15 protein-coding genes are annotated in these 13,706 nt (G+C 34.3%); 14 read left to right on the top strand and 1 reads right to left on the bottom strand.

What is annotated here, in order from left to right; translation table 11 throughout:
* Positions 1-16 precede the first annotated feature (16 nt).
* The 7 genes from CYP64_RS10120 (at position 17) to CYP64_RS10115 (ending at position 6,592) form a co-directional block, all read left to right on the top strand.
* The gene (locus CYP64_RS10120) at positions 17-3,289 is read left to right on the top strand and encodes a hypothetical protein (RefSeq protein ID WP_219809694.1); all 3,273 of its coding nucleotides are present in this window, start codon (positions 17-19) and stop codon (positions 3,287-3,289) included.
* A 4-nt stretch (positions 3,290-3,293) separates the two neighbouring features.
* The gene (locus CYP64_RS04030; protein ID WP_103648767.1) at positions 3,294-3,764 is read left to right on the top strand and encodes a hypothetical protein; all 471 of its coding nucleotides are present in this window, start codon (positions 3,294-3,296) and stop codon (positions 3,762-3,764) included.
* Between the two features lie 2 nt (positions 3,765-3,766).
* Entirely contained in the window at positions 3,767-4,180 is a 414-nt protein-coding gene (locus CYP64_RS04025) for a hypothetical protein (protein ID WP_103648766.1), read from the top strand.
* Positions 4,181-4,269: 89 nt separating this feature from the next.
* Complete coding sequence (locus CYP64_RS04020) at positions 4,270-4,491, top strand: hypothetical protein (protein ID WP_103648765.1); 222 nt, start codon at positions 4,270-4,272, stop codon at positions 4,489-4,491.
* A 242-nt stretch (positions 4,492-4,733) separates the two neighbouring features.
* Entirely contained in the window at positions 4,734-5,351 is a 618-nt protein-coding gene (locus tag CYP64_RS04015; RefSeq protein ID WP_103648764.1) for a DUF5675 family protein, read from the top strand.
* Complete coding sequence (locus CYP64_RS04010; protein WP_103648763.1) at positions 5,335-6,045, top strand: hypothetical protein; 711 nt, start codon at positions 5,335-5,337, stop codon at positions 6,043-6,045. The genes CYP64_RS04015 and CYP64_RS04010 overlap by 17 nt, the downstream gene beginning before the upstream one ends.
* Positions 6,038-6,592 (top strand): hypothetical protein, encoded by a 555-nt coding sequence (locus CYP64_RS10115; protein WP_219809693.1) that lies wholly within the window; start codon positions 6,038-6,040, stop codon positions 6,590-6,592. The genes CYP64_RS04010 and CYP64_RS10115 overlap by 8 nt, the downstream gene beginning before the upstream one ends.
* A 71-nt stretch (positions 6,593-6,663) precedes the next feature.
* Here the strand turns inward: CYP64_RS10115 and CYP64_RS04000 are convergent, their stop codons facing one another.
* On the bottom strand, positions 6,664-7,695 hold the full coding sequence (locus CYP64_RS04000; RefSeq protein ID WP_103648762.1) for a 3'-5' exonuclease: 1,032 nt from the start codon (positions 7,693-7,695) through the stop codon (positions 6,664-6,666).
* Positions 7,696-7,758: 63 nt separating this feature from the next.
* On the opposite strand from CYP64_RS04000, the gene waaC reads away from it, so the two are divergent.
* Genes waaC through CYP64_RS03965 form a run of 7 tightly spaced genes read left to right on the top strand, consistent with a single transcriptional unit; the run spans position 7,759 to position 13,687 of the window.
* Positions 7,759-8,733 (top strand): lipopolysaccharide heptosyltransferase I, encoded by a 975-nt coding sequence (gene waaC, locus CYP64_RS03995; protein ID WP_103648761.1) that lies wholly within the window; start codon positions 7,759-7,761, stop codon positions 8,731-8,733.
* The gene (locus CYP64_RS03990; protein ID WP_103648760.1) at positions 8,726-9,619 is read left to right on the top strand and encodes a lipid A biosynthesis lauroyl acyltransferase; all 894 of its coding nucleotides are present in this window, start codon (positions 8,726-8,728) and stop codon (positions 9,617-9,619) included. Before waaC ends, CYP64_RS03990 begins: the two co-directional genes overlap by 8 nt.
* Positions 9,613-10,317 carry a glycosyltransferase family 2 protein gene (locus tag CYP64_RS03985; RefSeq protein ID WP_103648759.1) on the top strand — a complete coding sequence of 235 codons (705 nt, stop codon included), beginning with the start codon at positions 9,613-9,615 and terminating at the stop codon, positions 10,315-10,317. The genes CYP64_RS03990 and CYP64_RS03985 overlap by 7 nt, the downstream gene beginning before the upstream one ends.
* Positions 10,314-11,375, top strand: coding sequence for a putative lipopolysaccharide heptosyltransferase III (gene rfaQ / locus CYP64_RS03980; RefSeq protein WP_103648758.1), 1,062 nt, complete (start codon positions 10,314-10,316; stop codon positions 11,373-11,375). The genes CYP64_RS03985 and rfaQ overlap by 4 nt, the downstream gene beginning before the upstream one ends.
* A gap of 4 nt (positions 11,376-11,379) precedes the next feature.
* Positions 11,380-12,453: a glycosyltransferase family 4 protein gene (locus CYP64_RS03975; RefSeq protein WP_103648757.1), complete on the top strand. Its 1,074-nt coding sequence runs from the start codon at positions 11,380-11,382 to the stop codon at positions 12,451-12,453.
* Positions 12,450-13,247 carry a polysaccharide deacetylase family protein gene (locus CYP64_RS03970; RefSeq protein WP_103648756.1) on the top strand — a complete coding sequence of 266 codons (798 nt, stop codon included), beginning with the start codon at positions 12,450-12,452 and terminating at the stop codon, positions 13,245-13,247. The genes CYP64_RS03975 and CYP64_RS03970 overlap by 4 nt, the downstream gene beginning before the upstream one ends.
* A complete protein-coding gene (locus tag CYP64_RS03965; RefSeq protein WP_103648755.1) occupies positions 13,247-13,687 on the top strand; it encodes a hypothetical protein in 441 nt (146 codons plus the stop codon). Before CYP64_RS03970 ends, CYP64_RS03965 begins: the two co-directional genes overlap by 1 nt.
* The last annotated feature ends 19 nt before the right edge of the window (positions 13,688-13,706 follow it).

Here is a 13,706-nt window from a genome sequence, read left to right as displayed (position 1 = left end):
TTTCCAAGGAAGTTTAATGCCTCTAACGCCCAGAAATGATGTAAATTTTAAAAGAAATTTAATAGATATCATAAAATTTTCATATGACAATGACATAAGTAGGCCATTTATATCTAACAACAAACTACTCATTGGATATGGCTTTAGTATAAAAGATGATATAGAACTTATTTGTACTCAAATTTATAAAAATAACAAAGATAAAGTCATAAAAGATATCAAGCGAACTATCACTAACACCACGAGTACGACTACCATAGAAAAGATAGATACAGATGAACTTTTTAAAAAGATAAATGATGCCGCAAAAGGGGCTTATGCAAAGTCTGGAGGTGCCGATACTTTGCCTGAGTTTGAATTTAGCTCGGAAGATCAGCTAAATGCCATCTTGGAGCAAAAGCTTACGCCGCTAATCCAAGAGATAAATCAAAAATTAAACAACTCTCCGCTTAAAAATTTACAAGCCGTTTCACTTACTTCCGATACGCAAAATGGTCAAATTTCAAGAGAGCATATCGCGCTTTTAGCACTTCTTTATATCAGCAAGAAAAGTAATATTGATCCATCCCTAGCAAGCCATATCAAAAGCAAAAATCGTTTTAAGGCCTGGTTTTGGCTAGCATATGAGAGCTTTAGTGATGAGGCAAGCAATAAAACATCTCTTTTACGAGAAAAAATTTCAAATCAGTTTGGGCTTTATGAAAGCGATGAGCAAAATGTTAATTTTGCCGAGTGCATAGATGTTTTTAGTCATTTAAATATATCCAAAGCAAAATATAAATCAAAAAACCAAAACAATAAAGAGATCGTCCAAAACGTCACTCATTTAGAATTTATGAAGCTTCAAGAAAATGAGTCAAATTTAAATACATCAGATGCATCAAAATGTGAGGCTTTATTTCAGCCATTTGTTACAAAGATAAATTCTTTATTAAGCACTCAAAGTACAAAGACCTTTAGCCTTGAAAACATATACTGCGTAAATTTAATCAGCTCAAATGCTTCAAACACTTCAAGAATAAATAAGCTCCTAAGGCAAAGAGAGGAGGAATTTTACAAACAAGAAAATATACTCTTGCTATGTCCAAGAAAGATGACAACTCCTATTAGAGTCTTTCAGCCTAAAAAGAGCGAATTTACCGTCGTGCTAGCTAGTCAGACTCCATTTGATTGCAGTGAGCTAAACCCAAAAGAACTAAATTCTAGTAGGCCAAACTATGGTAAGGTAAATTTATGCGAGCTAATACTTACTGACTTTAAATTTGACTCTTACGAAGATAGTAAAAATGAAGAGATAAAATTTAAAAATGCAAAGAGCAAAGATACGGTAGTACTCTATCAAGAAAACAAAAATGAAGAAGACAAGATAAATGGTGCTACCTTTATTAGCATAAAGCAAAATAGCGATGATATAGAGTATAAACTAGAAGATGGCATTATAAGTATGAAGTACTTTGAAGACCAAACATCTAACAACAAACACCTAAATTTCTCTTTATTAAATTTTGCTAAAGAGAATAACTTTACCCTAAGAGATGATAAAGATTCAGTTATGTTTGATACAAAGCTTCGTCTAGCTCATGGCAACAATGTAGTGCCTACATCAGCATCAAGTTCAGGTCTTACTCTTACAATAAACAATCTCATCATTGAAAACGAAGATGGTAAGGCAAGTGAAGATATAGATAAGATATATCTTCATCACTGCTTTGATAAAAGTATATATGAGAGTATATCTTTAGTAAAAAATGAAGACTCAGATATCAAAAACTCATATACAGCTACATTTAATATCCCAATAGATAAAGAGAATAAAGGAGATACTAAATTTATACTTTATTCAAGTGATCTAAGTAAAGTTTATAGCACTAAAGATATTCATGCTCACTCTGATACAGCTGTAATATCTTTAGGATATCAAGATAAGAGTAGCTCTAACTTTTGCTATAGCAATAAGGTCTCGTTAAGAGATATAACAGATCATATAACAAATGTAATCTCTGATAGTGAGTATCCATTTAAGACAAATGAGCCAATATGCTTAAAGGCTATATATAAACAAGAAAAAGGTAGTAAGAGATACAAAGAGATACTTTGGGGATATAAGGTCATAAAAAGTAAAGAGTATGATGAGTTATCCAAATCAAATCCAAAAGATGTAGTAGCCCTAAAAGATCAAAAGGGTAAAGAGATAACATTTAAAATTTCAGATGTTATACAAAAAGATGATCTAGATAAGCTAAAGCAAGGTGGTCATACTATAGTATTTTTCGCATATCTTGAAGGTGATAAGGATAAATTTAAGTTTTATACAAGATATGGCAAAAATCATATAAGAATAGATATAAAGATACCTTTATATATTAAATTTAAAGATGATAAGCTCATCATATATGAGTTTGAGCATGCTATAAAAGAGAATAGCTTTGATGCTAAATTAAAGCTTAGTGATAATGACGATACTTTAATAAAAAATGATAATTACTTATATATAAGTAAAAATATCTCATCAAATGAGATAAATATATATGAAGACGATAAGCTAAGCAAAGAGCTAAAAAGTGATGAGAATACAAATAAGAGTTATCAAATTTATGCAAAAGAAGAGAGCTCTAATAATCAGTCTAATGCAGATAAAGATGATAAGCTTGGTATAAATTTATTAAATAAAGAGGATATGGATAAATTTATTAACTCTTTTAATGAATCAAAGAGTATAACAAGAGTAGATAGTGGTATGTGGGAAGATGGTGATGAGGGGGTTGGGGTTGATTTAAAAACAGACAATAAAATTGCTTGGGGTAAAAAAGTTTCTTTAGAATTTAAGGAAAAAGTTATAGAAATATGTATAAATTTAAAAATAAATCCTGACTTTTTAATGTCATGCATGGCTTTTGAGACAGGTGAGACTTTTTCAGCTAGTATAAAAAATCCAGTTGCTAGTGCTATAGGACTTATACAATTTTTAGAAACAACAGCAGCTAGCTTAGGGACAACCACATTAAAACTAGCAAATATGTCTGAAGTTGAACAACTTGAATATGTAGAAAAATATTTTATGCCTTATGCTGGAAAAATTGAAACCATAGAGGACATTTATATGGCAATTATTTATCCAAAAGCTATTGGCAAGTCGAACGATTACGTATTATTTAGTTCTAGTAGTTCTAGCTATATAGCAAATAAAGGATTAGACAAAAATATGGATGGAAGCATTACAAAAGAGGAAGCTGCGGCAAAAGTTAAGGAAAAATTAGAGAAGGGTCTAAAAAAAGGCTATAAAGGTTAATTCTATGAAAAAATTTTTATTTTTATCACTACTCTTTATCGTATTTTCTAATGCTCAAAACTTAAGTATAGAAACATATAGCAAGGATAACAAATGCTCCATAAGCATAAATGATGAAGAGATTTATAGCAGAGAGTGCGAGTATGAGCTTGAACCAAATTTAATATTTTATACCAAATTGAATCGCAGCGAAGTGTGGATATTTCAAGACATACAAAACTATGCTGCTTGCAATGGACACGGGCCTTTGAGGATTTTTGAAAAGAAAGATGACGACAAGATAAAATTTCAAGGCGAGATAGATTGGTGCGCGAGTGTGCCATTTTTCGAAGTCACTAATGAAGGCATCTTGATAATAGACAAACCACACAAAAATGCACTAACCAACAACGGTGACCCAAATTTTAAAGGTAGCGGGAAACTATCTGACGAAAGCAAATATAAATTTGATAATGGAAAAATCAAAAAGATATAGTTTTGCATTTGTTAAATAGATATAATGCGGTTAAAAAAGAGCGGATAGATATGGCAAAAAAGATAGTTATTTTTTATTTTACGGCGTTAGCTCTTATGACGTATAATGCCTACGCAAAAGATATAAATTTAACTGGGTTTTACAAGAATAAGCCTTGTAATATTTCAATAGAAATAACGAAAAATACTAATAAGGCAAAGTATTTTTACAAGATAGTTGATAATAATCAGACAAAATCACAAGGCTATATATCAAGCATAAAAAGCAATGGCGAAGGTGGATTTTATATAAAATTTAAAAAGATTGACGGGATGTATGAAAATGATAGCATAGTCATACAAAACTATGGAAATTCTATGAACGAGTATAATTATTTTGAAGATTGCGATAGTAAATATTTAAAATTTGATAAATAGGGCTAGCGTGCGTAATTTTGTAATTATTTTTTTAAAGCCGAAGAAATAGGATATTACTATGAAAATGAAAAATTTTAATAGCTATTGCTATGTTCGAATGCGAGGGTGACATACATTGTACAAATGGTGGCTATTTTGGTGTAAATAAAAGAAATACCAAAAGTTTAGAAATTTTATCAAAACCAACACTAATAAAAAATAATGTAAATGAGCGCTTGATGGGGAATAAATTTAAAAATTCAAACTACATATATGAAATTTATGGCGACATAATGTCTGGTGGGAAAATGTATTTGAACATTTTTAAGTAAGAAAAAACTATTTTTAAAAGCGATGATTTACAACAGATAGAACAAGAAGAATTCCTATCCAAATTTAAAGAAATAGATAAAAGGCTACCCGCGAGCTTTGATAAATTTTATAAGAAATTGAAAAATAAATATCAATAATAGTCTATAAAAATATAGAGATTATAACAATAAACAATCTCATCATTGAAAACAAAGATGATAAAGATGATAAGCTTGGTATAAATTTATTAAATAAAGAAGATATGGATAAATTTATTAACTCTTTTAATGAATCAAAGAGTTTAACTGGGGTAGATAAAGGTATGTGGGAAGATGGGGATGAGTGGGTTGGGATTTGCGCCATAAATGATAATATAATTTATATTACTAGAAAGTGGGAATATAAAGCATCCAGTCACTCATCCAGTTCTACAATAAGTGAATTTAAAATTAGCGATAGTGATTTAACAGGCTATATATTAGAACCATATGGCGAAAGTACAAAACAGTCTGGTCAAGACAAAAGAATACCTACAGGAAAATATAATCTAGTATGGCATGTTTCTACAAAATATTCAAAAGACAAATACTCCAAAAATAAGCGTGGAAATTTTTTAGAAAATGGATTTCCAAAATTATATAATAATGATGTTCCTAAAAGTAGAGCCATATTAATACATGTTGGTAGCAAAGGAGAGCACTCTGAAGGATGTTTGCTGCCAGGGAGTGATGTCGTTGTTAGTGAAATAAATGGAAAAAGATACGTTACAGGTGTTTCTGGCAGCATAAACAAATTCTATCAGCTTATAGAATATATCGAGAGCAATGGAATAGATAACGTAAAAGTTGTGATTGAGGAAAAGTATGAAGATTATAAATAAAATAATTTTTTTATGGTTAATGGTGTTTGTGTCGCCAGCTCTTTTTGCAGAGCAAACCGCCGAGAAGTGTTTTAATGGCTTTTTAGATAATAAAGCACATTTTGCCAAACAAGACAAATTTGACGATTTTGATTTTTCTAACATTTTAGCTGACAAGCGTATAAAATTTTTGGGTTATATCGGAGCTGATTATCACAGACTACATATAAATTTTGATAGCATTAAAAAGATATCAATGTCAAAATATATAGTATCTGGCAACTATAAAATAACCGAAGAAGCTCGCCCATTTAACGGCGAAATTCAAATATCTGAAATAAGAAAATATACAAATTTTAACTACGGTGTTGATGATTTTATGAAAGGCAAAATCAATGCCCAAGGCATAGCTTTAGCGACCTATTTTATAAAAGGCGAAACAGAAAAATTTCAAGCTAAAGGCTGTATGCTAACAAGATGGTACATTAACAACGATGAAAAATTGCTATACGACAATATATCAGAAGATGAGGATTTGTACGCAAATAATTTATTTTGTGGAGAGTGCAAGGTAGGCAAGGTACAAATAAAGCCATGCGCATGGGGTCATTACAGGATACCAAATAGCGGCGATCTTGACATAGGGGCTGGGGAATTTAGTCCGAACCCAAAATATCTTGGCAACGGCTGGAGCGACTTTAATAAAGATGAATAAAATTGCAATGAAACACTTTTTAATACTATCTCTAATTTTAGGTTTTCTAAATTTAACAGCCAGTGAAAATTTACCACGCACAACAAGCATAGACAAAATCAAAGTAGGTAAAATTTTACCTACAAGTAATTTATCATCTAAAAAAATTAAATATTTCTTAGACGGCGAAAAGGCAAGCTTCATAAATTTATCAAGAACACAGATAATGACGCTCGATTTTTGTTGTGGTGGTAGCGGTGAGGTCCAAAGGATAAATGTCAAATTTTTTGATAAAAATTTGACTAAAGATTATATAAATTCCAGCAAAATAAAAGATTTTACTACAAATTCTGGCATCAAACTTGGTGACAAACAAGACCAAATTTTAAAGAAGCTAGGCAAGCCAAACGATCTACAAGAAGAAAATGCCACCTCTATCGTCACCTACATCACTGAGCAAAACGAGAGCAACCTCTTGCAAGAATTTGACATGCCACTCTACTACGAGAAATTCATCTTTTCTAATGGAGTTTTAAAAGAGTATGAATTTGGATTTGAGTATCCGTGATATTCCGCGGATCAGGATATTAATTCCATAGAGTAGCAAAAGATATTTTACGGCCTAAAAGCGTAGAATTTCTACTCTTCGTCCAAATTTATTTCAGGTAGTTTCTCTTCGGCAAAACTCTTATCTTTTTTGGCAGCTGACGCAACCTCGCTAGCTTTTTTTAAAAGTCCATCAAGCCCTTGCCTTGCCAAACGCTCATTTAACTGCTCTGGCGTATCTTTCACACCATCAAGATCGCTAAAATCGTCAAATTCTTCATCGTCTTCTTTTTGTATCTTTATCTCGTAATCAAGCTTGCCATTAAGTCTAGCTAGCTCGTCACTTATCGCGGTGCAAAAGACCTCGGTGTATCCTCTGTGAGCGCAGTGTTTGGCTAGAAATTCACTCATCACATTTAGGTGATTTATATAGTCATCTTGCAAGATATTTGCCTGCAAAAGCTCAAATTTCAAAAAGAGCCAGTAGGTGTTAAGCACGTCACTTTCGCAGTACTCGTTGATCTTATCAAGCTCGTCTGCGTAGTAGAGCTCAAGCACCTGATCGCCGTGCACGTCGTATTTGCCAGGTAAATTTAAGCTAGCACAAAGTGTATCAAGCTTTAGTCCTCTTACGCTTCCAAAATCGCTTATAAAATCAAGCAAATCAAGATGAAATTTAGGCGAATACCTTGCCCTATAATTTTCCCATTTATTTTTATTTAGCTCTTTGTTTTCGCTCTCGTAATATGCCGCCGCGTTTAGATTGTAGCGCATCGCACGTACCATTAACATCGGTAGGTCAAAGCCACGGCCATTAAAGCTAACAAGCCTTGGGTTATAGTAATTTATAAATTTTAAAAATTTAGCGATGATCTCGCGCTCGTCTTTGCCCTCCATCGTGCTAACTTTTAAAAATTTGCCGTACTCATCAGCCATAACAGCAGAGATCGCGACCACTCTATGAAACATCACAGGCAAAAACTCACTACCACTGGCCTCTTTTTGTATCGCCATCGCTTGCACGCTCACATCTTCATCGCTCCCATCAATGCCATAAATTTTTCTTATCAAATTTGCATCAGGTATCGTCTCGCAGTCAAAGACACAGATGTAACTTTTCGCCATTTTAGCCCTTTTTTAAGCATTTTTTTTTAAAATCATACCAAAAATTTATATCTAAAGTGATCAATGCAAAACAAAAATCAACTAAAAATAGCCATCGTCAAACTTTCCGCTCTTGGGGATATCGTGCATGTAGCTATTGTGCTTCAGTTTATCAAAAAGCACTATCCAAATACCCATATTACGTGGCTAGTTGATGCTCGTTTTGCAAGCCTTTTAAAAGATCATCCGCTTATCGACGAGCTAGTCGTTTTGCCGCTTAAACAAAGCTTTAAACAAAGCTACAAGATACTAAAGACCCTTGGTAAATTTGACAAAGTGATCGATCTGCAAGGACTTTTTAAATCAGCTGTCGTAGCAAAAATAATAGGCAAGCAAACTTATGGCTTTAGCAGAGAGAGTGTCAAAGAAAAGATCGCAGCTAGGCTTTATAGACATAAATTTAAAATTGATTACAATGAAAATATAATCATTAGAAATTTGGCACTTGTGGCTTTCGCTCTAAATTTTAGCTTTGAAGCAAGTGAAATTTTAGAAAAAGTACCTTGCTTTGAAGCAAGTGAAATTTATAAAAATGAAAGTGGCAAAAAACGCGTTCTAATCGCTGCATTTGCAAGCGAAGAGAGCAAAATTTATGACAAATTTAAAGATGTGATTAGGCTACTTGAAGAGTGCGAAATTTACCTTTGTTACGGAAGTGAGAGCGAGAAAGTAAGGGCTGAGGCGATCATCTCAGGCACCTCGGCAAAGCTACTTGAAAAACTTAACATAAAAGAGATGATAAGCTTCATTGCAAGCTGTGATTTAGTAATTGGCAACGATAGTGGCCTAACACACCTTGCTTGGGCTGTAAATAGGCCTTCTATCACGCTTTTTGGCAACCGTCCCAGCCACAGAAATGCTTACATCACGGATAAAAATTTAGTTATAGATATGGGCAAGCAAATAGATGCCAGAAGTATCGATAAAAACGACTTTTGCATAAGAGAGATTTTTCCAGAAACGGTTGCAAATTTTGCAAAAAGGCTACTAAATGGATAGGCTCTATCTGGCTGGCTTTTATACTTTAAAATTTTTTATATTTTTACTGCCTAGCTCACTTAGAGATTTGCTTGCCAAATTTTTAGCGTTTGCGTTTATGAAACTTAAAAAAAAGAGATTTCATATCGTTATAACAAATTTAAATCTTGCATTTGGTGAGTCAAAAACCAAGGAAGAGAAGCTTGAGATCGCTAAAAAATGCTACTACAACTTTGCAAAATATCTTGGTATAAATTTCATCCTCAACCAAAACACGACAAAGCAAAAAGTACTTGAAAAAGTTAGCTTTAAAAATGAGCATAATCTGCTTGAAGCACTTAAGCTTGATCGTCCGATTATCGTGACGACCGCGCATTTTGGACAATGGGAGCTTTTTAGCTTAGCGGTGGCTGCTCGTTTTGGTGCAGTCTCAGTGCTTGGCAGAAAGCTTGATAGTAGCGTCATGGATAAAATTTTAAGAGCCAACAGATCGCAGTTTGACGTGGAGCTAATAGACAAAGATGGCGGCGCAAAAGATATCTTAAAAGCTCTAAAAGCTAGGCGAATAGTGGGAATTTTAGTCGATCAAAATACCGCTCCAAAAGATGGCATAAAGGTGAAATTTTTTGACAAAGATGTGCTTCACACGCCAGCTGCGAGCGTGCTAGCTCAAAAAACAAACGCCCTAATAATTAATGCATTTATCTATCAGAAAGATGAAAATATAAGTGAAATTTGCTTTTCGCCAGCCATTGATATAAATAAATTTGACAAAGAAGAGGCCGTGCAAAAAGCGACACAAATGCAGTGTAGCGCGTGCGAAGCGATGGTGAGGGTAAGGCCAGAAGAGTACTTTTGGTTTCACCAGCGATTTAAGAGATTTTACGAAAAAGAGTATAAATGCTAAGCGTTGTCATTCTAACTTGTAATAGCGAAAAATATCTAAAAGAGGTACTAGAAAGCGCTAAATTTGCTAATGAGGTCATCGTTGTAGATAGTGGTTCAAAAGATAGCACAAGGCAAATTTGTGATGGCTTTAGCAATGTGAAATTTCACGAGCAAGCTTGGCTGGGATTTGGCGCGCAAAAGCAAAAGGGCGTAGATCTAGCCAAAAATGAGTGGGTCTTTGTGCTTGATAGCGATGAAGTGATCACAAATGAGCTTAGAAATGAGATCATTAGTACGCTAAAAGAGCCTAAATTTAGCGCTTACAACGTAGCAAGGCTAAATTTTTTCTTTGGCAAAGCGATAAAAAATATGGGGCTCTATCCAGACTACACAGTGAGACTTTTTAATAAAAATTTTGCCAAATTTGACGGCAGAGCCGTGCATGAAAAGGTCGTTTTAAATGATGGCTCACAGAAGCTTGGAGTGCTTAAAAATCACTTCTTGCACTACGCATATGAGAGCATCGAGCAGTTTATAGCTAAGCAAAATCGCTACTCAAGTATGGGCGCAAAGAGAAATTTACTAAAGGCACTTACCAGCCCAGCATGGACGTTTTTTAAGCTTTATGTGCTAAAAGGTGGCTTTAAAGAGGGCTTTACTGGCTATATTATCGCCAGACTTTACGCCCAGTACACATTTTGGAAATATATAAAATGAAAATATTAGTAATTAAATTTAGAAACATCGGCGATGTACTTTTGACCACGCCACTCATTGAAAATTTACACCATTACTACCCTGACGCGACCATCGACTTTGCTCTAAATAAAGGGACTGAAGCGATGATTGAGGGCAATCCTTATATAAACAAGATCCACGTTTACGATAGGCAAAGTGCAAATTCTAGCTTTTTTAAAAAGCTCGGCACAGAGCTAAAATTTATAAGGGCGATCAAAAAAGAGAAGTATGACATGGCGGTACAAACGACCACTGGCGATCGCGGTGTGATCATCTCAAAATACGCTAAGATCAAAAAAATAGTTGGCTTTTTGGGTAAGCACGAGGCAATAAACAAGCTCTTAAGCGTAAAGGCAAAATACTATGAAAATTTTTCACATACGATCGATCATAATCTAAACGCTTTAAGGGCTTTGGGATTTGAACCGGTTAGCAAAAAGGTGAGCGTATTTTCAGACGAGAGTGTGGAGTATCTAAATTTACCAAAACGCTTTGTACATATGCATCTTACAAGCCGCTGGATGTTTAAATGCGCAAATGATGAGAGCATGGCAGAGCTCATCGACTACTGCGAAAATGAGCTTGGTGTAAAGGTCGTGCTAACAAGTGATAATAAAGAAAATGAGCTAGAAAAGCTAGCAAGCGTGCTAAAAATTTGCAAAAGTGAGCCTATAAATTTAGGCGGTAAGCTAAATTTGAAACAAACGATCGCCCTATCAAAGCATTCAAGCCTTTTTATCGGTGTTGATACTGCTATAATGCACATCGCTGCGGCAAATGACGTGCCAGTCATAGCCTTTTTTGGTCCAAGCAATGCTTTTGAGTGGGGGCCTTGGGATAACTCACTTATGGAAAATGGCTACACAGCGCAAAATGGCATCCAAAGCATGGGCAAGCACATCGTCTATCAAAAAGACTGGGACTTTGTGCCTTGCGATAAAGAGGGCATAGCAAAGCATGGCATAGAAAAAACATTGATGGATTTTAGCGACGAAATGCCAAAAATAAAAGCCAAAATAAAAGAAATTTTAGGATAGGTAGATGAATATTCTTCACACGCAGACACTTTTTAACTGGGGTGGCGAGCAAAATAAGACGCTAAACGAGATGCGTTTTATGCGTGAGATGGGTCACAATGTCATACTTTTTTGCAACCTAAACTCTCAGATAGAAAGTATTGCAAAAAAAGAAGGCTTTAGTGTTATAACACAAGAGATGAATAAGAAAAATTTTCATAAAAGCGTGCCAGCACTTTGCAAAGCGATAAGCTCGAACAAGATAGATGCCTTGATCACACATGGCTCTACTGATAGCTGGGTTGGGGCAATTGCTGGACTATTTTACCGAAGCAAGGGCGTTAAATTTTATAAGGAAAGACATAATCTTTTTCCTATAAAAGGCTTTCTTTCAAAACTCATGCACAAAAAGCTATTTGATAAAATTTTATACATCTCAGATAGTGTCAAAGAGTATCTTCTAAGCATCGGCGTTAGCGAAGATAAGCTCTTTTTTATGCCAAGCACGGTTGATGTTGAAAAGATCGATAGCACAAAAAGTACTTTTAGAGATGAGTTTCATATCGCCAAAAACGAGCTAGTCATCGGCACTTTTACCTCGCTTTACCGCAAGAAAGGCGTCTACGACTTTGCAAACGCAGTAAAAGAGATTTTAAAAGAGAAGGACGCCACAATAGTTTTTGCAGGAAATATCAGTGAAAGCACAAAAAATGAGATTGCCTCGATTTTTAGCAAAAAAGATAAGATTATATTTACTGGTTTTAGAAAAGACGCGGCAAATATCATAAAAAGCTTTGATATCTACGTCTTTGCATCGCACTCTGAGGGGCTTGGCACAGTCCTACTTGAGGCAATGAGCTCAAAAGTACCAGTCGTAGTCTACGATAACGCACCGATGAATGTACTAGTTAAAGATAAAGAGCGTGGGCTTTGTGCTAGAAATTTAGATGAAATTTCGCTAAAAGAGTGCATTTTGGAACTGATAAATGAGCCTGAAAAAGCCAAAATTTACTCACAAAACGCCTTTAAATTTGTGGATGAAAACTTTAGCCACAAGGCACTAAAAGAGGCTATTAAAAATTTACTGGAGCAAAAATGAACTACCCAGTTTGCGTGCTAACGATGCATCACTGTAATAACAATGAAAATGACTTTGCCATTAAACCAGAGCTATTTAAAAAAGCACTTCTTATGGCTCTAGATGAGGGCTATAAATTTATAAACTATAGCCAATTTAAAGATATCGCTAGTGGCCGAGCAAAAGCCTCAAGAAAGAGCATTTTACTAACTTTTGATGATGGATATTTTGATAACTATAAATTTGCATTTCCCATCTTAAAAGAGCTAAAGATCCCAGCTGTGTGCTTTTTGATAACAGATAAGATCAAGGATTTTAAAAGGCAGGATTATGATTTTTCGTTTAAAAAACACAAAGAGATCAATTACGATAAAGACACGGAGTATTTTTTAAATTTAGACGAGATCAGGCAGATGCAAGAGAGCGGACTTTTTGAGTTTGATAGCCATACAGCGAGCCACTTTTCTTGCAAAAGTAACAATGAAGAAAAATTAAGAGAGGAATTTTCTAGCTCGCTGGCTAAGATAAAAGAGCTATTTCCTGAAAAAAAAGAATTTGGATTTTGCTTCCCCAAAGGGCACTTTAACGAGCTTTCACTAAAAATTGTGAGAGAGTATTATGACTTTGCTTTTAGCGTGATAGATGGTGGATTTTGCGTAGGAGATGATAAATTTAAAATAAGACGTATTGATATCTCAAACAATGCAAAGAGCGAGAGTGACTACATTTTTAGGATCAAAAAGAAGCTTTTTATCTATTCTACGCCGGTGCTAGGAAATTTATATTCAAATTTTAGAAATAGAGGATATAAATAATGCTTGAAGCATTAAACGAGGTTTGTAAAGAAATTTTAAAAGATAAAAAACAAGCCTTAATCGCTCTCACTGGGCTTCATGGTAGTGGCAAAAGCACACTTGCAAAACAAATTAGAAAAAATGGATTTAAAAACTTTAAACCTTATCAAATCGCTGTAATCGATGATGATGTAATGAGTCTAAATTTATTTATAGCTCGTCCAAAGATAAAAATCAAAAGTGATCATCAAGATGAGTTAAAGCCATTTTTTAAATTTATCATGCCGTTTGTAAAAGTCGTAATATACGTAAGCTCAAATCCACTTTTACGTATAAGTAAATGCGATATACTTTGTATTTTAAATGCTGATGAAGAAGCTAGAAGAGCCGAAATTTATAAGAGAAACTCGAGCAAGGATCCAAGCCAGTGCTCAAAAACAATGAGTATAAATTTAAACTAGAGTTCAAATCGCCAATAAA

It is taken from the genome of Campylobacter concisus, assembly GCF_002913945.1.
GTDB classification, from domain to species: Bacteria; Campylobacterota; Campylobacteria; order Campylobacterales; family Campylobacteraceae; genus Campylobacter_A; species Campylobacter_A concisus_P.
This window is presented reverse-complemented; position numbering and strand designations above follow the sequence as displayed.

Excerpts from the sequence above, each read along its gene's own strand:
- CYP64_RS04015 (WP_103648764.1), top strand. The coding sequence starts at position 4,734 with ATGGATAAATTTATTAACTCTTTTAATGAATCAAAGAGTTTAACTGGG.
- waaC (WP_103648761.1), top strand. The coding sequence starts at position 7,759 with ATGCAAAACAAAAATCAACTAAAAATAGCCATCGTCAAACTTTCCGCT.
- CYP64_RS10115 (WP_219809693.1), top strand. The coding sequence starts at position 6,038 with ATGAATAAAATTGCAATGAAACACTTTTTAATACTATCTCTAATTTTA.
- CYP64_RS04000 (WP_103648762.1), bottom strand. The coding sequence starts at position 7,695 with ATGGCGAAAAGTTACATCTGTGTCTTTGACTGCGAGACGATACCTGAT.
- CYP64_RS04030 (WP_103648767.1), top strand. The coding sequence starts at position 3,294 with ATGAAAAAATTTTTATTTTTATCACTACTCTTTATCGTATTTTCTAAT.
- CYP64_RS04020 (WP_103648765.1), top strand. The coding sequence starts at position 4,270 with ATGTTCGAATGCGAGGGTGACATACATTGTACAAATGGTGGCTATTTT.
- CYP64_RS03970 (WP_103648756.1), top strand. The coding sequence starts at position 12,450 with ATGAACTACCCAGTTTGCGTGCTAACGATGCATCACTGTAATAACAAT.
- CYP64_RS03990 (WP_103648760.1), top strand. The coding sequence starts at position 8,726 with ATGGATAGGCTCTATCTGGCTGGCTTTTATACTTTAAAATTTTTTATA.
- rfaQ (WP_103648758.1), top strand. The coding sequence starts at position 10,314 with ATGAAAATATTAGTAATTAAATTTAGAAACATCGGCGATGTACTTTTG.
- CYP64_RS10120 (WP_219809694.1), top strand. The coding sequence starts at position 17 with ATGCCTCTAACGCCCAGAAATGATGTAAATTTTAAAAGAAATTTAATA.
- CYP64_RS03965 (WP_103648755.1), top strand. The coding sequence starts at position 13,247 with ATGCTTGAAGCATTAAACGAGGTTTGTAAAGAAATTTTAAAAGATAAA.
- CYP64_RS03975 (WP_103648757.1), top strand. The coding sequence starts at position 11,380 with ATGAATATTCTTCACACGCAGACACTTTTTAACTGGGGTGGCGAGCAA.
- CYP64_RS03985 (WP_103648759.1), top strand. The coding sequence starts at position 9,613 with ATGCTAAGCGTTGTCATTCTAACTTGTAATAGCGAAAAATATCTAAAA.
- CYP64_RS04010 (WP_103648763.1), top strand. The coding sequence starts at position 5,335 with ATGAAGATTATAAATAAAATAATTTTTTTATGGTTAATGGTGTTTGTG.